At 60.1% G+C, this 21,355-nt stretch carries 18 protein-coding genes and 2 tRNA genes; 14 read left to right on the top strand and 6 right to left on the bottom strand.

Annotated features, from left to right (window positions below; translation table 11 throughout):
* Positions 1-175 precede the first annotated feature (175 nt).
* The gene (gene metH, locus FFS60_RS11255; protein WP_137822004.1) at positions 176-3,868 is read right to left on the bottom strand and encodes a methionine synthase; all 3,693 of its coding nucleotides are present in this window, start codon (positions 3,866-3,868) and stop codon (positions 176-178) included.
* Positions 3,869-4,080: 212 nt separating this feature from the next.
* On the opposite strand from metH, the gene FFS60_RS11260 reads away from it, so the two are divergent.
* Positions 4,081-6,327, top strand: coding sequence for a fatty acid cis/trans isomerase (locus FFS60_RS11260; protein ID WP_256658070.1), 2,247 nt, complete (start codon positions 4,081-4,083; stop codon positions 6,325-6,327).
* A 226-nt stretch (positions 6,328-6,553) separates the two neighbouring features.
* Complete coding sequence (nfuA, locus tag FFS60_RS11265) at positions 6,554-7,138, top strand: Fe-S biogenesis protein NfuA (RefSeq protein WP_028627725.1); 585 nt, start codon at positions 6,554-6,556, stop codon at positions 7,136-7,138.
* Positions 7,139-7,189: 51 nt separating this feature from the next.
* On the opposite strand, the gene FFS60_RS28670 is transcribed toward nfuA, so the two are convergent.
* The 4 genes from FFS60_RS28670 to FFS60_RS11280 form a co-directional block, all read right to left on the bottom strand.
* On the bottom strand, positions 7,190-7,357 hold the full coding sequence (locus tag FFS60_RS28670) for a hypothetical protein (protein ID WP_155945688.1): 168 nt from the start codon (positions 7,355-7,357) through the stop codon (positions 7,190-7,192).
* A gap of 24 nt (positions 7,358-7,381) precedes the next feature.
* Positions 7,382-7,624, bottom strand: a complete 243-nt coding sequence (locus FFS60_RS11270) for a DUF1272 domain-containing protein (RefSeq protein ID WP_028627724.1) — start codon at positions 7,622-7,624, stop codon at positions 7,382-7,384.
* 10 nt (positions 7,625-7,634) lie between these two features.
* Positions 7,635-8,642, bottom strand: a complete 1,008-nt coding sequence (locus FFS60_RS11275) for a GlxA family transcriptional regulator (RefSeq protein ID WP_137822006.1) — start codon at positions 8,640-8,642, stop codon at positions 7,635-7,637.
* Positions 8,643-8,891: 249 nt separating this feature from the next.
* Positions 8,892-9,161, bottom strand: coding sequence for a hypothetical protein (locus FFS60_RS11280; protein WP_137822007.1), 270 nt, complete (start codon positions 9,159-9,161; stop codon positions 8,892-8,894).
* A 313-nt stretch (positions 9,162-9,474) separates the two neighbouring features.
* On the opposite strand from FFS60_RS11280, the gene FFS60_RS11285 reads away from it, so the two are divergent.
* Positions 9,475-10,143 (top strand): PA2778 family cysteine peptidase, encoded by a 669-nt coding sequence (locus FFS60_RS11285; protein WP_137822008.1) that lies wholly within the window; start codon positions 9,475-9,477, stop codon positions 10,141-10,143.
* A 58-nt stretch (positions 10,144-10,201) separates the two neighbouring features.
* Here the strand turns inward: FFS60_RS11285 and FFS60_RS11290 are convergent, their stop codons facing one another.
* Positions 10,202-11,485, bottom strand: a complete 1,284-nt coding sequence (locus FFS60_RS11290; RefSeq protein ID WP_137822009.1) for an FAD-binding oxidoreductase — start codon at positions 11,483-11,485, stop codon at positions 10,202-10,204.
* Between the two features lie 185 nt (positions 11,486-11,670).
* Between FFS60_RS11290 and FFS60_RS11295 the strand changes: the two genes are divergently transcribed.
* The 11 genes from FFS60_RS11295 to FFS60_RS11350 all read left to right on the top strand — a co-directional run bounded on the left by FFS60_RS11295 (position 11,671) and on the right by FFS60_RS11350 (position 21,040).
* Positions 11,671-11,747: transfer RNA gene (locus tag FFS60_RS11295), tRNA-Val, on the top strand.
* 1,160 nt (positions 11,748-12,907) lie between these two features.
* The gene (locus tag FFS60_RS29025) at positions 12,908-13,087 is read left to right on the top strand and encodes a hypothetical protein (RefSeq protein ID WP_245586481.1); all 180 of its coding nucleotides are present in this window, start codon (positions 12,908-12,910) and stop codon (positions 13,085-13,087) included.
* Positions 13,088-13,591: 504 nt separating this feature from the next.
* Positions 13,592-15,514: a threonine--tRNA ligase gene (thrS, locus tag FFS60_RS11310; RefSeq protein ID WP_137822012.1), complete on the top strand. Its 1,923-nt coding sequence runs from the start codon at positions 13,592-13,594 to the stop codon at positions 15,512-15,514.
* Positions 15,514-16,065 (top strand): translation initiation factor IF-3, encoded by a 552-nt coding sequence (gene infC / locus FFS60_RS11315; RefSeq protein WP_171016514.1) that lies wholly within the window; start codon positions 15,514-15,516, stop codon positions 16,063-16,065. Before thrS ends, infC begins: the two co-directional genes overlap by 1 nt.
* Positions 16,066-16,126: 61 nt before the next feature.
* Positions 16,127-16,321, top strand: a complete 195-nt coding sequence (rpmI, locus tag FFS60_RS11320) for a 50S ribosomal protein L35 (protein ID WP_016493509.1) — start codon at positions 16,127-16,129, stop codon at positions 16,319-16,321.
* 29 nt (positions 16,322-16,350) lie between these two features.
* Positions 16,351-16,707, top strand: a complete 357-nt coding sequence (gene rplT, locus FFS60_RS11325) for a 50S ribosomal protein L20 (RefSeq protein WP_016493508.1) — start codon at positions 16,351-16,353, stop codon at positions 16,705-16,707.
* 95 nt (positions 16,708-16,802) lie between these two features.
* The gene (pheS, locus tag FFS60_RS11330; RefSeq protein WP_028627715.1) at positions 16,803-17,819 is read left to right on the top strand and encodes a phenylalanine--tRNA ligase subunit alpha; all 1,017 of its coding nucleotides are present in this window, start codon (positions 16,803-16,805) and stop codon (positions 17,817-17,819) included.
* A 37-nt stretch (positions 17,820-17,856) separates the two neighbouring features.
* Entirely contained in the window at positions 17,857-20,235 is a 2,379-nt protein-coding gene (pheT, locus tag FFS60_RS11335) for a phenylalanine--tRNA ligase subunit beta (protein ID WP_028627714.1), read from the top strand.
* 3 nt (positions 20,236-20,238) lie between these two features.
* Entirely contained in the window at positions 20,239-20,541 is a 303-nt protein-coding gene (gene ihfA, locus FFS60_RS11340) for an integration host factor subunit alpha (RefSeq protein ID WP_003282572.1), read from the top strand.
* A complete protein-coding gene (locus FFS60_RS11345; protein ID WP_028627713.1) occupies positions 20,522-20,878 on the top strand; it encodes a MerR family transcriptional regulator in 357 nt (118 codons plus the stop codon). Before ihfA ends, FFS60_RS11345 begins: the two co-directional genes overlap by 20 nt.
* An 85-nt stretch (positions 20,879-20,963) precedes the next feature.
* Positions 20,964-21,040: transfer RNA gene (locus FFS60_RS11350), tRNA-Pro, on the top strand.
* Positions 21,041-21,355: the final 315 nt, after the last annotated feature.

Genomic DNA, 21,355 nt, shown 5'->3' on the forward strand with positions numbered 1-21,355 from the left:
CTGGTCGGAATGGCCGATGTAGCGCAGCAGCGGGATGGTCAATGCCGCTCTACAGAGTCCGCTACCGATAGTGCTGACGTGCTGTCGCACTTTCGTGCCCATGCCTTCATAGGGCCTGCGGCTGAGCACCATTGCGACGGACCAGTTCCGTCGCAATGGTGCAGCACGGGTCTTTCTAGTTCTCGTAACCCAGGTTCGGCGATAGCCAGCGCTCGCTTACGGCCTGGTCCTGACCCTTGCGTTTACTGTAGCTCTCAATCTGGTCGCGCTCGATTTTGCCCACCGCGAAATACTGGGCTTCGGGGTGTGCGAAGTACCAGCCGCTGACCGCGGCCGCCGGGAACATGGCGTAGTGCTCGGTGAGCGTCACGCCGCTGGTGCCCTGTGGGTCGAGCAGGTGGAAAAGGGTGCCTTTCTCGGTGTGATCCGGGCAGGCCGGATAGCCTGGAGCGGGGCGGATGCCTTTGTACTGCTCCTTGATCAGCGCTTCGTTGTCCAAGCGCTCGTCGGCAGCGTAGCCCCAGTATTCCTTACGCACGCGCTCATGCAACCACTCGGCGCATGCTTCGGCCAGGCGGTCTGCCAGTGCTTTGACCATGATGGCGCTGTAGTCGTCGCCTTTGGCCTCGTACTGCTTGGCCAGCTCCTCGGCGCCAATGCCGGCGGTGGTGATGAAACCGCCGACGTAGTCCGTGATGCCGCTCTCCTTGGGCGCTACGTAGTCGGCCAGGCAGAGGTTCGGCTTGCTGTCGGGCTTGATGGTTTGCTGGCGCAGGTGGTGCAGGCGCGCGAGGGCCTTGCCGTGGCCGTCGTACACCTCCACGTCGTCATGATCCACCTGGTTGGCCGGCCAGAAGCCGAATACTGCGCGGGCCTTGATCAGCTTGCCGTCGATCAGTTGCTTGAGCATGGCCTGGGCGTCATTGAACAGGGAGGTGGCCGCTTCGCCCACCACTTCATCGGTGAGAATGCGCGGGTACTTGCCGGCCAGATCCCAGGAGATGAAGAAGGGGGTCCAGTCGATGTACTGGGCCAGCACCGACAGGTCGATGTCCTCCAGCATTTGCACACCGGTGAAGCTCGGCTTGGGTGCGCGATAGCCGGTCCAGTCGAACTGAGGTTTGTTTGCCAGGGCGTCGGAATAGGCCAGGCGCTCGGTGCGTGCAGCGCGGTTGGCGGTGCGCTCACGCACCTCGACATAGTCGGCGCGGGTCTTCTCGACGAAGCCGGCCTTCAGTTCCTTGGACAGCAGTTGGGTGGCCACGCCCACGGCGCGAGAGGCGTCGGTGACGTACACCACGGCGTCGTTGCTGTACTGCGGGTCGATCTTCACCGCTGTGTGGGCTTTGGAGGTCGTGGCGCCGCCGATCATCAGCGGCAGGGTGAAGCCCTGGCGCTGCATTTCCTTGGCGACATGGACCATCTCGTCCAGGGACGGGGTGATCAGGCCGGAAAGGCCAATGATGTCGCACTTCTCGGCAATGGCGGTCTGGAGGATCTTCTCTGCCGGAACCATCACGCCGAGGTCGACGATGTCGTAGCCGTTGCAACCCAGCACCACGCCGACAATGTTTTTGCCGATGTCATGCACGTCACCCTTCACGGTGGCCATGAGAATCTTGCCTTTGGCTTCCGGCTTGTCGCCTTTTTCCTCTTCGATGAAGGGAATGAGGTGGGCAACAGCCTGCTTCATGACGCGCGCGGACTTCACCACCTGGGGCAGGAACATCTTGCCGGCGCCGAACAGGTCGCCCACCACGTTCATGCCTGACATCAGTGGCCCTTCAATCACCTCGATCGGGCGTGCGCATTGCTGGCGGCACTCTTCGGTATCTTCGACGATGAAGGTCGTGATGCCTTTCACCAGGGCGTGTTCCAGTCGCTTGCCCACCGGATAGCTGCGCCATTCCTCGTTCTCGGCTTCCTTGACTGCGCCGCCGCCTTTGTAGTTGTCGGCGATGGCCAGCAGGGCCTCGGTGGAGTCAGGGTTGCGGTTGAGCACGACGTCTTCGACCTTTTCGCGCAGCTCGGCGGGAATTTCGTCGTAGATATCCAACTGGCCCGCGTTGACGATGCCCATGGTCAGGCCGTTCTTGATCGCGTGGTACAGGAAGACCGAGTGGATCGCCTCGCGCACCGGGTTGTTGCCGCGGAAGGAGAAGGAGACGTTGGACACACCGCCTGAAGACAACGCATAGGGCAACTCGTCGCGGATGTAGGCGCAGGCTTCGATGAAGTCCACCGCGTAGTTGTTGTGCTCCTCGATGCCGGTGGCCACGGCGAAGATGTTCGGGTCGAAGATGATGTCTTCCGGTGCGAAGCCCACTTCATTGACCAGGATGTCATAGCTGCGCTTGCAGATTTCTTTCTTGCGCGCGGCGGTATCGGCCTGCCCGACCTCGTCGAAGGCCATCACCACCACGGCGGCGCCGTAACGCTTGCACAGGCGGGCGTGGTGCTTGAAGGCTTCCACGCCTTCCTTCATGGAGATGGAGTTGACGATGCCCTTGCCCTGGATGCATTTCAGGCCCGCCTCGATCACTTCCCACTTGGAGGAGTCGATCATGATCGGCACGCGGGAGATGTCCGGCTCGCCGGCGATCAGGTTCAGGAAGGTGACCATGGCCGCCTTCGAGTCCAGCATGCCCTCGTCCATGTTGATGTCGATCACCTGGGCGCCGGCTTCAACCTGCTGCAAGGCGACCTCCAGGGCCTCGGTGTAGTTCTCTTCGCGGATCAGTCGGGCGAACTTGGCGGAGCCCGTGATGTTGGTGCGCTCGCCGACGTTCACGAACAGCGAGTTGCGATCGATGGTGAAGGGTTCCAGGCCAGACAGGCGACAGGCCTTGGGGATATCCGGGATAGCGCGCGGCGGATACTTGGCCACGGCTTCGGCGATGGCCTGGATGTGCGGCGGGGTAGTGCCGCAGCAACCGCCGACGATGTTGAGGAAGCCGCTCGCCGCGAACTCCTCGACCACCGAGGCCATTTCCGCTGGCGTTTCGTCGTACTCGCCGAAGGCATTGGGCAGGCCGGCGTTCGGGTGGGCGGAGACGTGTGTCTCGGCCTTGTTGGACAACTCTTCGAGATACGGACGCAGGTCCTTGGCGCCGAGCGCGCAGTTCAGGCCTACGGAGATTGGCTTGGCGTGGCGAACCGAGTTCCAGAATGCCTCGGTGGTCTGGCCCGACAGGGTGCGGCCGGAGGCGTCGGTGATGGTGCCGGAGATCATGATCGGCAGTTCGAAGCCCAACTCCTCGAATACGCCCTGCACGGCGAAAATCGCCGCCTTGGCGTTGAGGGTGTCGAAGATGGTCTCGATGAGGATCAGGTCCGAACCTCCCTCGATCAGTGCGCGGGTGGCTTCGGTGTAGTTCTCCACCAGCTCGTCGAAGGTGACGTTGCGGTAGCCGGGGTTGTTCACGTCCGGGGAGATGGAGCAGGTGCGGCTGGTTGGGCCAAGTACGCCGGCAACGAAGCGCGGCTTGGCCGGATTCTCTGCGGTCTTGGCGTCGGCCACTTCACGGGCCAGGCGTGCACCTTCGACGTTCAACTCATAGACCAGCGCTTCCATGCCGTAGTCGGCCTGGGACACGCGAGTGGCGTTGAAGGTATTGGTTTCGAGGATGTCCGCGCCGGCGTCCAGGTAAGCCTTCTCGATGGCCTGGATCACATCCGGGCGGGAGAGCAGCAGCAAGTCGTTGTTGCCCTTCACGTCGCTCGGCCAGTCGGCGAAGCGGGTACCCCGATAGTCCTCTTCCTGCAGCTTGTAGCTCTGGATCATGGTGCCCATGCCGCCGTCGAGGATCAGGATGCGCTCTTTGAGCGCCTGTTGCAGGGCTTGCTGGCGGGCGATGCGGTCGGACATGGGAACTACCTGAGGGGTGGCGTGAACAAAGGCGGGGATGATAACAAAACCTTAGTAATTTTTAGCTTGTTCGCCATTTCCATGAATTCTGTTCATGTTGGTGGTGGGGCGAGATCACCGCTCCGATCTGCAAGCCAGTAGAATCCGCCCCTTTGCTCCTCATGGATCGAGTTATGTCGCTGCGAGCCCTCGCCACCCTGGTTGTCTTGCTCATGCTGTGGATTCGCCCGACGTGGGCGGACGAGCTGTCCTACAGCCGTGACATCCAGCCGATCTTCACCCAGAAGTGCGTGGCATGCCACGCCTGCTACGACGCCCCCTGCCAGCTCAATCTCGGCAGTGCTGAAGGTGCAGCGCGCGGCGCGAATAAGCTTCCGGTATATGACGGTGGGCGCACCAAGGCCCAGGAAATCACGCGTCTGTACGTCGATGCCCAAGGCGCGGAGGCGTGGAGACGCAAAGGTTTCCATTCCGTACTGGACGCCAACGGCGCCCAGGCCGCGCTGATGGCGCGGATGCTGGAGCTGGGGCGGTCCGTCCCGCCGAAACCCAACGCGAAACTACCGGCCAATCTCGATATCAGTATCAACCGGCAGAATCAGTGCCCTTTACCCGGGGAGTTTGACGACTACGCACGCAAGCACGCCCGAGCCGGAATGCCGTTCGCCGTGACTGGCCTCAGCGAGGCGGAGTATCAGAAGCTGCAACGCTGGATCGCCGAAGGTGCCAAGGTGGAGGAACAAGTGGTACAGCCCAGCGCTGCCGAGGCACGCCAGGTAGCTGAGTGGGAGGCGCTGCTGAATGCTCCGGGTGCCCGTGAAACGCTGGTAGGGCGCTGGTTGTTCGAGCACCTGTTCCTTGCGCATCTCTATTTCGAGGACGGAGAGTCTGGTCATTTCTTCCAGTTGGTGCGCTCGCGCACTCCCAGTGGGCAACCCATCGATCCCATTGCCACGCGCCGGCCTAACGAAGATCCGGGTAATACGTTCTATTACCGTCTCTGGCCCATCCAGGGCGTGATCGTGCACAAGACCCACATCACCTATCCGCTGAGCGCGGCGAAGATGGCGCGGGTCAAGGAGCTGTTCTATTCCGGCGACTGGGCCGTGGACCAGGTGCCTGGTTATGGTGCGCAGCGTCGCGCCAATCCCTTCGAGACCTTCCAGGCCATTCCGGCACAAGCGCGCTACCAGTTCATGCTGGATAACGCCGAGTACTTCGTGCGTACCTTCATCCGCGGCCCCGTCTGCCGTGGGCAGATTGCCACCGACGTCATCCGCGATAACTTCTGGGCGTTGTTCCAGGCTCCCGCCCACGACCTCTACATCACCGATACCGAGTACCGTGAGCAAGCGACGCCGTTGCTGGCGATGCCGGGTCAGTTCGACGACATCGGTGACTTGCTCGGCCTCTGGCGCACCTACCGCGACAAGCGCAACGAGTACGAAGCGCTACGCATGGAGGCGTACGCCGATGCGCCGTCGCCAAGCTGGGCGCACATCTGGACTGGCAACGACAATGCGCTGTTGTCCATCTTCCGCCAGCACGACAGCGCCTCGGTGCGTAAAGGCCTGATCGGCGAAGTCCCCCAGACCATCTGGTGGATGGACTATCCGCTTCTCGAGCGCACCTACTACCAATTGGTGGTCAACTTCGACGTGTTCGGCAACGTTTCCCACCAGGCACAGACGCGGCTCTATTTCGACCTGATCCGCAATGGCGCTGAGGTCAACTTCCTTCGTCTGATGCCGGCCGAATCTCGCGCGGTCTTGCTGGGTGACTGGTACCAGAAAAGCGGCAAGGTGAAGATGTGGATGGATTATCAAAGCATCGACAAGGACACCCCAACGGCCTTGTCCTTGCCCGAGAAGGACCCGAAACGCACCTTCGCCCAGGAACTGCTGATGCGCTATGCGGGCCTCAATGCGCGTCCTGATCCGATCAACCGCTGCCTTGACGGCCGCTGCTACCGTCCTGGCATCGTGCCGGAGTTGCAGGATGCGGAGCAGGTGCTCAGTCGCCTGGTGAGCCGGCCGGCAGCGGGCTTGAAGGTGATCGAGCAATTGCCGGAAGCAACCCTGCTGCGCGTCGAGCTCCCCGATGGACAGCGCGAGGTCTACAGTCTGTTGCGCAATCGCGCCCACAGCAACGTGGCTTTCATGCTGGGTGAGGAGCTGCGCTACCAGCCAGGGCTGGACACGCTGACCCTCTATCCTGGTGTGCTCTCCAGCTACCCGAACTTCATGTTCAACCTCAAGGCGGAGGAGGTGGAGGCTTTCGTCAACGCCCTGGAACAGGCGAAGGATGGTGCCGCGTTCGACAAGCTGGTGGAGCGTTGGGGTATTCGGCGTACCCATCCGCAATTCTGGTTCTACTTCCACGACCTGGTCGCCCATATCCGCGAAACGGAGCCGGTGGAGGCGGGGGAGTTGGACATGAACCGCTATCAGAACCTGTGAGTACCTGCCGACGACTTGCTTCGCGTCAGAACAACTGCGTTGAGAATGGTATCGGCTGTGTGCTTTACGGCTCGTAAACCCAGCATCCTCGGCCATTCTCGCGTGCGCTAAATCGTCAGCAGCCTCCGGGACCGAGCTGGACGCGAATTATTCCTACTAAATTGGTAGGGCTTTAACCCCTGTTCCCCTTTGGCGTACACTGCGCCCATGTTTGCGAGGAGTTGCCATGAGCGCCATCACCATTACCCAAGCTGCCCAGGATTATCTGGCTGACCTGCTGGAGAAGCAGAACACCCCGGGCATCGGTATTCGAGTCTTCATCACCCAACCGGGCACCCAGTACGCCGAAACCTGTATCGCCTACTGCAAGCCGGGCGAGCAGAAGCCCGAGGATAACGCCGTTGCGCTGGCCGCTTTCACCGCCTGGATCGACGGTGTCAGCGAACCCTTCCTGGAAGATGCCGTGGTGGACTACGCCACTGATCGCATGGGTGGTCAGCTCACCATCAAGGCGCCGAACGCCAAGGTGCCGATGGTCAATGAAGAAAGCCCGCTCAACGAGCGCATCAACTACTACCTCCAGACGGAGATCAACCCCGGCTTGGCCAGCCACGGCGGCCAGGTGAGCCTGGTGGATGTCGTCGAAGAGGGCATCGCTGTGCTGCAGTTCGGCGGCGGCTGCCAGGGCTGCGGCATGGTCGACATGACCCTGAAGGATGGCGTCGAGAAGACTCTGATGGAGCGCATTCCGGAGCTGAAAGGCGTGCGTGACGTCACCGACCACAGCAACCGCGAGAACGCCTACTACTAAGAAGGCGTGCAGCGCATTGAAAGGGCGACCTTCGGGTCGCCTTTTTCATGCTCATGGGGCCTCCCCATCGTAGTTGCGGCTGAGCTGCGCGAAGCCCAATGCTTTGAAAGCAGGCAGGAAGGTCCCGAGGGTACGCCAGCGGATCAGCTCAGCGCGATACTCCAGAAAGAAGCCGCAAATATTCATCGCGAGCGGCGTGGCATTCGTCACTAACCGCATCAATCCAGCTTGTTGCGCTGGTCTTCAGCTCGGGCAGCCGGCGGCTTTCAGGATGCGCTGGTCTGAAGCGGGATACTTCGCGAGCGCCGTCGCTGGACGGATAGGCCGTCGAAGCAGTTCACCACCGCAGTTGGGGCAGGTGCCGTGCAGACGCTGATCGGCACAATCGCGGCAGAACGTGCATTCGAATGAGCAGATCACTGCCTGGGTGGACTCGGGCGGCAGATTCTTGTCGCAGCATTCGCAATTGGGGCGCAGTTCAAGCATGGCGGGATCCTCAGTCAGATGTCGGGCGTCCGAAGCGCTCCGCGTATTCCTGCGGGCTGACGGACAGGTGTTTGTGAAACGTGCGACGCAGATTCTCGGGGTGACCGAAACCGGTCAGGTGCGCCACCGTGGCGATGGACGCCTGGGCGTCCTGCAGTAGCGTGCGGGCCGCTTCCACACGGACCCGTTCCACATACTTGCCAGGGCCCATGCCCAGTTCCTGGGCGAAGAGACGCGAAAGACTGCGCGGCGCCATCTTCGCCTGGGCCGCAAGGGCTTCCAGGGACAAGTCGGCACCCAGGTTGGCGGGAATCCATTCCAGCAGGGCGGCCAACCGCGGTGTGCGTCTGGGGTCCGGGGTGAGTAGGGCGCTGAATTGTGCCTGTCCGCCGGGGCGACGTAGGAACAGCACCAGATGCCGGGCCACTGCCAGTGCAATCGGACGACCCAGGTCCGCCTCCACCAGGGCCAGCGCCAGGTCGATGCCGGCGGTGACACCTGCAGACGTAAAAACATGCGTATCGCCGTCCAGGCCCTCCGGGTCGTAGGTATGCAAGCGGTCTCCTTGCACGTCCACCTCGGCGTGGCGGCTAAGTGCCTTTACATCCGACCAGTGCGTCGTGGCTTGGCGGCCATCCAGTAGCCCGGTCGCAGCCAGGACTAAGGCGCCTGAGCAGATCGAGCCCAGGCGGCGTACATGGGGCTCGGCCTGTCGCAGCCAGTCCAGAAGCTCGGTGTCTTCGCAGAGGCTTTGCATGTGCGTGCCGCCAGGAATCAACAGCGTGTCCAGGCTGGCAGGGTCGACCTCGCGCCAAGCCTGCTCAGCAACCAGGCCAAAGCCGGCCGAGGTTTTCACAGGACCTGCTTCGGGGCCGAGGAGATGCAGCACATAAGAGGGGGGCAGGCCCTGGCGCTGGCGCTCGACATTGGCCGAGGCAAACACTTGCAACGGGCCAGTGACGTCCAGGCTCATCACCTCGGGAAAGGCCAGGCAGGCGATGTGGCGAATCGGGTCCATGACGATCTCGATGAAGGAGATGGCGTCAGTCTGCAGCGAATGGAGGGTGGCAACAATGACAATAAGCCCACAGATATCGCCAAAGGCGAAATCAATCACCCGCTGGGGTGGTCAGCTTGCTTGTTGGTGTTGGTGTTGGTGTTGGTGTTGGTGTTGGTGTGGGTGAGGGAGGGGGACTGCAGGGAAAGAACGGCCGGGGCGAGCAGGGAAGGCCTGCCCGCCGCGCATTGGGCACTGGCGCTGGTGCGATTATTCCGGCATCGACCAGGGCTCGAGGTTGTAGCCTTTGCGGCTCAACTCCTCGCGGGACTGCTTGAGGATGCTTGCCAGTTGCTCCGGATCGGAATAAGTGCTGCTAGGGATCTTCGAACGGCCGAGCAGGCGGGTGCTGGTACGGTCGATCACGCTGATGCTGAGTTCGCCGGTGCCGTCTTGCAGGGCCCAGGCAACACACTGAAAGGGTTTGAAAGCACGACCTGCGATGATCAGTGCTTCGTTGAAACGCAGCGGAGTATTCATGGGAGGGGTCTCTCCATATTGTGCCCAATGAAGGTGACGGTGCGGCTTCACGCCTTTATTGCACTGTCGTGAATGTGGATGGCGAGACCCGACTGATAAGTCACAGCACGTCGTGAAAAACTAAGTTTTTGTCGCTGAAATGAACGGGTAAGCGACTTTTGTACCGGGCGTTGTGCGTTTTTGTCGGTTTGCAGGGTATACAGAGTGCTCTGGCATTGTTCCTGATAGCAGCGGGCTAGCGCCGCAATGTACCCGGTGGGCTCCTGCCAGTATCATCTTCGATCGTTCGAGGTTGCCTACAGCGAGTGTTGCCGTGCCCGTCCTGAGCCGTTTGTTCCGCCCTGTCCTTGTTGCCGCATGCGTTGCCGCGCTGGTCGGGTGTGCCGCCCAGCCGCTATCGCCGAAATTACGGGCGGGCCCGGAGCGGGTTGAGCTGAGCGGTGTGCCGTTCTTCGCCCAGAATGCCTACCAAAGTGCGCCCGCTTCCATGGCGGCCTTGCTGACTCAGCAGGGGGAAGAGGTAACGCCGGGCATGATCGAAAAAGAGCTGCAACTGCCCCAGAAGGAAGCCTCCATACGGGAGGGGCTGGTGGCGACGGCGCGTCAGCATGGCTTGATGGTTTATCCGCTGGGTAACCAGATGGATGAGTTGTTGGAGCAGGTGGCTGCGGGCAACCCAGTGCTGGTGCATTTGCGCGAAGGCTTCGGCTGGATGCCCTCCTGGCGCTATGCGCTGTTGATCGGCTACGACCGAGCCAACCAGCAAGTGCTGTTGCGCCACGGTCATGAGCGCCGCGCCCTGATGAGTTTCAGTGAATTTGAGTCGGGCTGGGGTGAAGCGGGGAGCTGGGCAGTGCTGGTGCAGGCGCCGAACCAGTTGCCGGCATCGGTGGAGCGGGCTCGCTGGCTGAAGGCGGCCGATGAGCTTGCTGCGGCGGGCCAGGTCAACGCAGCGAAGATGGCACGGCTGCAAATGCCCTGACAGGCAGTCACGGAAACGAAAACGGCGCCCTGGGGCGCCGCTTTCGTTTGCAGGCGAATCAGACGCCCAGCTTGTCGCGCAGGCTGTAGTACCACGCGCCCATCGCAGTGAACGGCACGCGGAACATGCGACCGCCAGGGAAGGGGTAGTGCGGCAGGCTGGCGAAAGCGTCGAAGCGCTCGGCCTGGCCGCGCAGGGTTTCGGCAATCACCTTGCCCGCGATGTGGGTGTAAGTGACGCCGTGGCCGCTGCAGCCTTGGGAGTAGTAGATGTTGTCGCCGATCCGGCCGACCTGGGGCAGGCGCGACAGGGTCAGCAGGAAGTTTCCGGTCCAGGCGAAGTCGATCTTCACGTCCTTGAGTTGCGGGAAGGTCTTCAGCATCTTCGGCCGGATGATGGCTTCGATGTTCGCCGGGTCACGGGCACCGTAGACCACGCCGCCGCCGTAGATCAGGCGCTTGTCGCCGGAAAGACGGTAGTAATCCAGCAGGTAGTTGCAGTCCTCGACGCAGTAATCCTGCGGCAGCAGGGTCTTGGCCAAGTCGTCCGACAGCGGCTCGGTGGTGATCACTTGGGTGCCGCAAGGCATGGACTTGCTGGCCAGCTCGGGAACCAGGTTGCCCAGATAGGCGTTGCCGGCCACGACGACAAACTTGGCTTTCACACGACCTTTCGGGGTGTGTACCACCGGGTTGGCGCCGCGTTCGATGCGAGTGGCCGGGCTTTGTTCGTGGATGACTCCGCCCAGGGACTCAACGGCCGCGGCTTCGCCGAGGGCGAGGTTGAGCGGGTGGATATGGCCACCGCTCATGTCCAGCATGCCGCCGATATAGTTGTCGGTCGCCGCAACTTTGCGAATGCGTTTGGCGTCCAGAATTTCGAGCTGGGTGTGACCAAAGCGCTCCCACAGCTTCTTCTGGGCTTCCAGATGACCCATCTGCTTCTTGGTGATGGCTGCGAATACGCCACCATCCTTCAGATCGCACTGGATGTCGTACTTCTTGATGCGGTCGCGAATGATGCGGCCGCCCTCGAAGGCCATGTCGGCCATCAGTTTGGCGTTCTTTGGGTTAGCGGCGCGCTCGATCGAATCGATGTCGCGGCTGTAGCTGTTCACGATCTGGCCACCGTTGCGGCCGGATGCGCCGAAACCGACCTTGGCGGCTTCGAGGATCGTGACCTTGAAGCCGTTCTCCAGAAGGAAGAGGCCGGTAGATAGGCCGGTGTAGCCTGCGCCAATGATGCAGACGTCGGTTTCGGTCTCGCCTTGCAGTTCAGGGCGAGCCGGTACCGGGTTGGCCGAGAACGCGTAATAGGACTGAGGGTAGGGAGTGTGCGTCATAATGGAATCTCTGTTTTTTATTTTTTACAGATGTGCTGATGCTACCTGAGTTAAAACGGGCCGGCTAGCCTCTGTGCAAAATATTCAACGAGGCGGTGAACAGTAAAAAATCCACTTTTTCAGAGGGTTAGCGAAAAAAAGGTGTTGACAGGGAAAAGTTAATCCGTAGAATGCGCACCCATCGAAGGCACATAGCTCAGTTGGTTAGAGCACCACCTTGACATGGTGGGGGTCGTTGGTTCGAGTCCAATTGTGCCTACCAAATCGAACCCGCGTCACGCGGGGCTAAGAGGGGCGATCCGAAAGGGTCGCCCCTTTTTGTTTTCGCGATTTCTTCATAGTGTCCGTCTTCTGGTGAGTGTCCAGGCAAGCCCGAGGGATGGGTTTAGTCTCGTCAAGCGCCTCGCGCTTTGCCATGGTTTGGCGAGTCCGTCCTGTTTGGTGCTGCAAGCCCGGGTCTTCAGGTTCGTGCGAGGTCTGCGCTGGATGCCGAATTCATTGTTCAGGTGTGAGGCGGTGGCCTTGCTGCTGGCGTTGGTGTCGGCAAGCTCTGCGAGGGTCGCGTGTCGACGGGTGGGGCTGATCTTCGGTATCAACTTAGGTCAATTTGGTCTGCCGACATCGGCCATGCCGCGGAGCCTTTTTGCTGGCCGCCCTTTTCTCGCGGTAGGTACTTAGTGATTGTGATGCTGGTTTCTTCGGTTGGTCGCTTGGGGTGGCGATCATCGAGGGGTGGGCATTTGCATTGGTCTGCTCGTGCTACCGGTCTCCTTGTTCTGTCGTGCTGCCACATCTTTCGCGAAAGCGGGGAGGGGTTGTCTACAGACTAAGTGCCCGCTTCAGGTTCTCAAGGTTGAAGGACACAATCTCGAGATGATGCGAGCGCACGGCTTCAAGGTGTTTGAGCCTGGAGGTGATTTCGGTCAAGTCTGCCTTGGTGGGGAAGGCGGGCGTTTCATCGGCTGCAATGCAGGTGCTGAAGGCGGAGCCCGGCGCACCATGAGTTGCGGAAGTCATCCTTGGAATCTCACTGGCAGAAGAGGTGATGGCTTTTTGATGTCTTTGTGCCTTTGTGTCAAGTCCGTTGACGGTCTCGGGCCTTGAATGGCGATGGGTGGTCGAGCGCTGTCGTGTCGAGAGTCGAGGTTGGGGGCTCGCGCTGCTGGGCGCCGCCCGATGTCGCTCTATCGACTGCTCGCGTCAGCCTCGGGTAGGGAGCAATTGTTGTGGCGTCAGTGTCTTAGGGATAACTGGCGTTTTTCAGTTCATGTGAGGCTTTTATCTGGGTGCGTTGGCGGAGGTGTCATGGGTGCTGGGTCTTTGGCGGGTGCGTTTCTCGCGTTCTCTTTCCTTTCTGGTTGGGCTATCGCTGATCATCGTGATGAAAAGTGGGAAGACGAGTACCGGGATGGGCCCTGTCGCGTGAAAGAGGTCTCTGACAAGGGCGACTACAAGCTGGAGGTCAAGTGCCCGGATGGGCGTGGCAGGACTTGGCGCCGGGGTGAGTGGAAGGACGAATACTGGGATGGCCCCTGTCGGGTCAAGGTTGAAGCCAAGCGTGACGAGTACAAGAAAGAGGTCAAATGCGAGGGTGATGATTGACTTGGGGCGGTGGGCTGGGGGGGCTTCAGTTGCGTGGTTCGTGCGTTGCGGGTCGTTCAAGTCGCTAGCAATCTTTATGGGGAGTCAGCTCGTCATTCCTGCCGGGAGTTGTCTCTTTCCCGGGTGGCTTCACTACCGTCGCCCGTAAATACATCGCTAAGCTATTGATTCCGTTGTGCTAGACTGTGCGCTTTCGTGACGTTTACAGCGTGTCATTCCCTTTGGCGCAAGGCGTTTTGGGGCAGGTTGTCACCATTGGCGTGATGTCCGGCTCGCTCGGAAGGCAAGGGTCACTCGCGTGGCCCTTTCTTTTTTTGCGCTTGTCAGGGGTTCGGCTTTCTGAAAGCATCCCGCTCTTCATTATTACCTCCAGTGACTCTGGTTCGGCTTTGGTTTGCCGCAAGGCTCCTGCCACCGTATGGCAGGCATGCCGTCGAATCGCGTACTGGCTCATCCCAACCCATGTGGCCTTTGGTAGAGGTCACCACTAGGAGAGGAGGCGCCATGCCCATCATCACTCTTCCTGACGGCAGTCAGCGCACTTTCGACAAACCTGTTTCCGTGCTTGAGGTGGCTCAGTCCATTGGTGCGGGCCTGGCCAAGGCAACCCTGGCCGGTAAGGTCAACGGCAAGCTGGTCGATGCTTGCGATCTGATCGAAGACGATGCCTCGCTGCAGATTGTGACTCCCAAGGACGAGGAAGGGCTGGAGATCATTCGCCACTCCTGCGCGCACCTGGTCGGCCATGCCGTCAAGCAGCTCTATCCGAGCGCCAAAATGGTTATCGGTCCGGTCATTGAAGAAGGCTTTTATTACGACATCGCCTTCGAGCGTTCCTTTACGCTCGAGGATATGGCGGCCATCGAAAAGCGTATGGCTGAGCTGATCGACAAGGACTACGACGTCATCAAGAAGATGACTCCGCGCGCCGAGGTTATCGAGCTGTTCAAGTCGCGTGGTGAGGAATACAAGCTGCGCCTGGTCGACGACATGCCAGACGAGACCGCCATGGGCCTGTATTTCCATGAGGAATACGTGGACATGTGCCGTGGTCCGCACGTGCCGAATACCCGCTTCCTCAAGGCGTTCAAGCTAACAAAGATTTCCGGTGCCTACTGGCGCGGCGACTCGAAGAATGAGCAACTGCAGCGTATCTATGGCACTGCCTGGGCTGACAAGAAGCAGCTGGCTGCCTATATCCAGCGCATCGAAGAGGCTGAAAAGCGCGATCACCGTCGTATCGGCAAGCAGTTGGACCTGTTCCATCTGCAGGAAGAAGCGCCTGGCATGGTGTTCTGGCATCCGAGTGGCTGGACTGTTTACCAGGTTCTGGAGCAGTACATGCGCAAGGTTCAGCGCGATCATGGCTATGTGGAGGTGCGTACTCCGCAGGTGGTCGACCGCATTCTCTGGGAGCGTTCGGGCCACTGGTCCAACTATGCCGAGAACATGTTCACCACTTCGTCGGAAAGTCGCGACTATGCGGTCAAGCCGATGAACTGCCCGTGCCATGTGCAGATCTTCAACCAGGGCCTGAAATCCTACCGCGACTTGCCGCTGCGTCTGGCCGAGTTCGGTGCCTGCCACCGTAACGAGCCGTCCGGCGCCCTGCACGGCATCATGCGTGTGCGCGGCTTCACTCAGGACGATGCTCACATTTTCTGCACCGAAGATCAGGTGAAGAAGGAAGCGGCTGACTTCATCAAGCTGACCCTGCAGGTCTACAAGGACTTCGGTTTCGCCGATATTTCGATGAAACTGTCCACTCGTCCGGTCAAGCGCGTAGGTTCCGACGAGCTGTGGGATCGAGCCGAAGGTGCCCTGGCGGATGCGCTCAACGAGTCCGGCCTGAGCTGGGAATACCAGCCGGGCGAGGGTGCGTTCTACGGTCCAAAGATCGAGTTCACCCTGAAAGACTGCCTCGGTCGTAACTGGCAGTGCGGTACCCTGCAGTACGATCCGAACCTTCCGGAGCGTCTGGATGCCAGCTATATCGCCGAAGATAACAACCGTAAGCGTCCGGTGATGTTGCATCGTGCAATCCTCGGTTCCTTCGAGCGCTTCATCGGCATGCTGATCGAGCACTACGCTGGTGCGTTCCCAGCCTGGCTGGCGCCGACCCAGGCGGTGATCATGAACATCACCGACAAACAGGCCGATTTCGCCCTCGAAGTGGAGCGCGCGCTCAACGAAAGCGGGTTCCGTGCCAAGTCCGACTTGAGAAACGAAAAAATCGGCTTTAAAATCCGCGAGCATACTTTGCTCAAGGTTCCCTATCTCTTGGTTATTGGAGACCGGGAGGTTGAGACTCGATCCGTTGCTGTGCGCACCCGAGAGGGTGTCGATCTGGGTTCCATGCCCTTCGAAAGCTTCTCTGAGTTGCTCGCACAAACGGTTTCCCGGCGTGGTCGCCAAGAATTGGAGTAATCACTATTAAGCGTGAAATGAGACAGGACAAGCGGACTCAACCGAAGGCCCCGATCAACGAGAATATCTCGGCTCGTGAGGTGCGGTTGATTGGTGCTGACGGCCAGCAAATTGGCGTCGTCTCGATTGATGAAGCGCTTCGCGCTGCTGAAGAAGCCAAGCTGGATCTGGTAGAGATTTCTGCCGATGCGGTGCCGCCTGTTTGCCGGATCATGGATTACGGCAAGCACCTCTTCGAGAAGAAGAAGCAGGCCGCTGCGGCAAAGAAGAACCAGCACCAGCAGCAGATTAAAGAAATCAAGTTTCGTCCAGGGACGGAAGAAGGGGATTACCAGGTAAAACTACGCAACCTGGTACGTTTCCTAAGTGAAGGGGACAAGGCCAAGGTATCCCTGCGATTCCGCGGTCGTGAGATGGCCCACCAGGAGCTGGGCTTGGAGCTGTTGAAGCGGGTCGAAGCTGACCTCGTCGAATACGGCACCGTAGAGCAGCATCCTAAGCTGGAAGGACGCCAGCTGATGATGGTCATCGCCCCCAAAAAGCGAAAATAACCCCCAGGGCACTGGCAGGCCTTGCGGTTATATGTATTGATTGAATGCGGAGTATCCGAACATGCCAAAGATGAAAACCAAGAGCGGTGCTGCGAAGCGCTTCAAGAAGACCGCTTCCGGCTTCAAGCACAAGCACGCTTTCAAGAGCCACATCCTGACCAAGATGACTACCAAGCGTAAGCGTCAGCTGCGCGGCTGCACCCTGGTGCACCCGTCTGACGTCCGCAAAGTAGAGCGCATGCTGCGCGTTCGTTAATCTGGTCAAGATTTTAGAGGAGTTTACTCATGGCTCGTGTTAAGCGTGGCGTCATCGCTCGCAAGCGTCACAAAAAGATTCTGAAACTCGCCAAAGGCTACTACGGCGCACGTTCGCGTGTGTTCCGCGTTGCCAAGCAGGCGGTAATCAAGGCTGGCCAATACGCCTACCGTGACCGCCGTCAGCGCAAGCGTCAGTTCCGCGCTCTGTGGATCGCTCGTATCAACGCTGGTGCTCGTCAGAACGGTCTGTCCTACAGCCGCCTGATCGCTGGCCTGAAAAAAGCTGCCATCGAGATCGACCGTAAGGTTCTGGCCGACCTGGCAGTGAACGAAAAAGCGGCGTTTGCTGCGATTGTCGAGAAAGCTAAGGCCGTTCTGGCTTAAGTCCCCCGACAATCACCGGGCTTGCCCGGTGCTGAACGTCACCGATAGGGGAAGGGCCTTGCGCTCTTCCCCTATTTCGTATCTGGAGTCTGTACATGGAAAATCTGGATGCGCTGGTCTCGCAAGCGCTTGAGGCCGTGCAACAAACTGAAGACGTGAATGCCTTGGAGCAGATTCGCGTTCACTACCTTGGCAAGAAGGGCGAACTGACCCAGGTAATGAAGACCCTGGGTGACCTGCCGGCAGAGGAGCGTCCCAAGGTAGGTGCCCTGATCAATGCTGCCAAGGAGCGCGTTCAGGACGCATTGAACACCCGCAAAGCGTCGCTTGAGCAGGCAGCCCTCACGGCCAAGCTCGCGGCCGAGCGTATCGACGTGACCCTGCCGGGCCGCGGTCAGGCCTCTGGTGGCCTGCACCCGGTGACTCGCACTCTGGAGCGCGTCGAGCAGTTCTTCACCCGGATCGGCTACGGCATTGCCGAAGGCCCTGAGGTCGAAGACGACTACCACAACTTCGAAGCGCTCAACATCCCTGGCCACCACCCGGCCCGGGCAATGCACGACACCTTCTACTTCAATGCGAACATGCTGCTGCGTACCCACACCTCGCCGGTACAGGTGCGCACCATGGAGTCCCAGCAACCGCCGATCCGCATCGTCTGCCCCGGCCGTGTCTATCGCTGCGACTCGGATATCACCCACTCGCCGATGTTCCACCAGGTTGAAGGCCTGCTGGTAGACGAAGGCATCAGCTTCGCCGATCTCAAGGGCACCATCGAAGAGTTCCTGCGCGTTTTCTTCGAGAAAGACCTCGGCGTTCGCTTCCGTCCCTCCTTCTTCCCCTTCACCGAGCCGTCTGCCGAAGTCGACATGCAGTGCGTGATGTGCTCCGGTAAGGGTTGCCGCGTGTGCAAGCAGACCGGCTGGCTGGAAGTGATGGGCTGCGGCATGGTTCACCCGAACGTGCTGCGCATGTCCGGCATCGATCCGGAGAAATACCAGGGCTTCGCCTTCGGGATGGGTGTGGAACGTTTGGCCATGCTGCGTTATGGCGTCAACGACTTACGCCTGTTCTTCGACAACGACCTGCGCTTCCTCGCGCAATTCCGCTAGGTCGTAGTGTCCGAAACGATTCCCTTAGGAGAGCAGGATGAAATTCAGTGAACAATGGCTGCGGAGCTGGGTAAGCCCGCAGGTATCCCGCGACGAGCTGGTGGCTCGTCTGTCCATGGCTGGCCTTGAAGTCGACAGCGTTACTCCGGTAGCCGGTGCCTTCAGTGGCGTGGTCGTGGGCGAGGTGCTGAGCACCGAACAACACCCGGACGCCGACAAGCTGCGCGTCTGCCAGGTGAGCAATGGCACCGAGACCTTGCAGGTTGTGTGTGGCGCGCCGAATGTGCGCCCCGGCCTGAAGATCCCCTTCGCCATGATCGGCGCTGAACTGCCGGGCGACTTCAAGATCAAGAAAGCCAAGCTGCGTGGCGTCGAGTCCAACGGCATGCTCTGTTCTGCTTCCGAACTGCAGATCAGCGATGAAAACGATGGCCTGATGGAACTGGCTGCCGATGCGCCTGTTGGGCAGGACGTTCGCGCCTACCTGGGCCTGGATGACGTGATCATCGAGCTGGGCTTGACCCCGAACCGTGGCGACTGCCTGAGCCTGTCCGGCCTCGCTCGCGAAGTGGGTGCGCTCTATGCCGCTCCGGTTACCCGTCCGCAAGTTGCCGCTGTTGCACCGGCCCATGACGAAGTGCGTCCGGTCGAAGTGTCTGCACCGGCTGCCTGCCCGCGCTATCTCGGTCGCGTGATCCGCAACGTCGACCTGTCCCGCCCGACTCCGCTCTGGATGGTCGAGCGTCTGCGTCGCTCCGAAGTGCGCAGCATCGATGCCGCAGTCGACATCACCAACTACGTGATGCTTGAACTCGGCCAGCCGATGCACGCCTTTGATCTCGCCGAGATCAATGGTGGCATCCGCGTACGTATGGCGGAGGAGGGTGAGAAGCTCGTCCTGCTGGACGGCCAGGAAGTCACCCTGCGTCCCGACACCCTGGTCATCGCCGACCACAACCGTGCCCTGGCCATCGCCGGCGTCATGGGTGGCGAGCACAGCGGCGTCAGCAACAAGACCTGCGATCTGTTCCTGGAAAGCGCCTTCTTCGACACCATTGCTGTCGCGGGCAAGGCACGTTCCTACGGCCTGCATACCGATTCGTCCCACCGCTTCGAGCGTGGTGTCGACTTCCAACTCGCCCGCGAAGCCATGGAGCGCGCCACCGGCCTGCTGCTGGAAATTGTTGGCGGCGAAGCCGGTCCGATCATCGAAGCCGCCAGTCAGGAGCATCTGCCGAACGTTGCGCCGGTAACCCTGCGTGCCGATCGCATCACCCAGATGCTGGGCATGGAGATGGACGCTGCTGAAATCGAGCGCCTGCTCACCGCGCTGGACCTGAAGGTCACCGCTGAAGGTGCCGGCCAATGGAGCGTTGAAGTGCCGAGTCACCGCTTCGACATCAGCCTGGAAGTGGACCTGATCGAAGAGCTGGGCCGTCTCTATGGCTACAACCGCCTGCCGGTTCGTTACCCGCAAGCCCGCCTCGCGCCCCGCGCACGTTCCGAGGCGGCTGTCGAATTGCCGGCCTTGCGTCGCCTGCTGGTGGCTCGCGGCTACCACGAAGCCATTACCTACAGCTTCATCGATCCGAAGCTGTTCGAGCTGTTCAATCCGGGCGTGAAGCCGCTGATGCTGGCCAACCCCATCTCTGCAGACATGGCCGCCATGCGTTCCTCGCTGTGGCCGGGCCTGGTCAGTGCACTGCAGCACAACCTCAATCGCCAGCAGTCCCGTGTGCGCCTGTTCGAAAGCGGCCTGCGCTTCGTTGGCCAACTCGAAGGCCTGAAGCAAGAGCCGATGCTGTCTGGCGTTCTGTGTGGTTCCCGTCTACCGGAAGGCTGGGCACACGGCCGTGACGCGATCGACTTCTACGATGCCAAGGCGGATGTAGAGGCCATCCTCGGCGCTGCTGGCAACCTCGGTGCGTTCAGCTTCGTGGCGGGCGAACATCCTGCCCTTCATCCGGGTCAGACCGCTCGCATCGAAAGAGAAGGGCGCCTGGTTGGCTTCCTCGGTGCACTGCACCCGGAGCTCGCCAAGGCACTGGACCTGGATCAGCCGGTCTACATGTTCGAGCTGGTACTGGCCGAAGTGATGCAAGGCAAGCTGCCGAAGTTCAGCGAACTTTCGCGCTTCCCTGAAGTGCGCCGTGACCTCGCCCTGCTGGTGGATCGCGACGTTGCCGCCGAGTCGGTGCTCGCCACCATCCGTGAAGCGGCCGGCGAATGGCTGACTGACCTCAGGCTATTTGACGTGTATCACGGTAAAGGCATTGATCCGCTTAGAAAAAGCTTGGCGGTCGGCTTGACCTGGCAGCATCCATCGCGCACTCTTACTGACGATGAGGTGAACAACACAACGCAAAACATCGTCACCTCGCTGGAAGACAGGTTCAATGCCACGTTAAGGAAGTAGCGTATGGGGGCTCTGACGAAAGCTGAGATGGCTGAACGTCTTTATGAAGAGCTTGGCCTGAATAAACGGGAAGCCAAGGAATTGGTGGAGCTGTTCTTCGAGGAAATCCGTCAGGCGCTGGAACACAACGAACAGGTGAAGTTGTCCGGGTTCGGCAATTTCGACTTGCGCGACAAGCGTCAGCGGCCTGGCCGAAACCCGAAGACAGGAGAGGAAATCCCGATCACGGCTCGCCGTGTGGTCACTTTCCGTCCAGGGCAGAAACTCAAAGCCAGGGTCGAAGCTTATGCTGGAACCAAGTCATAACGACGAGTTACCGCCGATTCCAGGCAAGCGTTACTTCACTATTGGCGAAGTTAGTGAACTCTGCGCAGTCAAGCCCCATGTGCTGCGTTACTGGGAGCAGGAATTTCCCCAGCTCAACCCGGTAAAGCGGCGCGGGAACAGGCGCTACTACCAGCGCCAGGATGTGCTGATGATTCGGCAGATCCGGGCGCTGCTATACGATCAAGGCTTCACCATCGGCGGGGCGCGCCAGCGCCTCTCCGGAGACGAAGCCAAGGAAGACACCACGCAGTACAAGCAGCTCATCCGCCAGATGATCTCCGAGCTCGAGGATGTCCTTCACGTATTGCGGAAGTGAAGTTTTCAAAAAAACCTTCCACAATTCAAAAGCTTAATGTATAGTTCGCTCCGCTTCCGGTGATCCGGAGCGAGCTACAAAACGTCGGGGCGTAGCGCAGCCTGGTAGCGCACTTGCATGGGGTGCAAGGGGTCGAGTGTTCGAATCACTCCGTCCCGACCAAAAAACCCTAGAAAATCCAGTCACTTAGCGGTGACTGGATTTTTTTATGGGCGGGTGTTTTGTCTGGGGCCTGAATTTTGTGCCACTTTTTGTGCCACCGGGATTTTGTGCTGCTATCGAGCGAAGGCTGGTTAGTTATCAGCCGCCTTTGTCCAGTGGGCGAGGGCTCAGCTTCTCTTCTGTACTGCCATTGGCAGTCCTGGATTTGTGCATTTCTACAGCATTCAGTCTCTGCTTCGTATGCGCACTTCTTGCTTCTAGTTTGTTGCTGTAGGCGGAACCTCCCATGGTAGGATCGGGGCAACGGGGCAACGG

The sequence above is a fragment of the Pseudomonas sp. D(2018) genome (assembly GCF_005502555.1).
GTDB classification, from domain to species: Bacteria; Pseudomonadota; Gammaproteobacteria; order Pseudomonadales; family Pseudomonadaceae; genus Metapseudomonas; species Metapseudomonas resinovorans.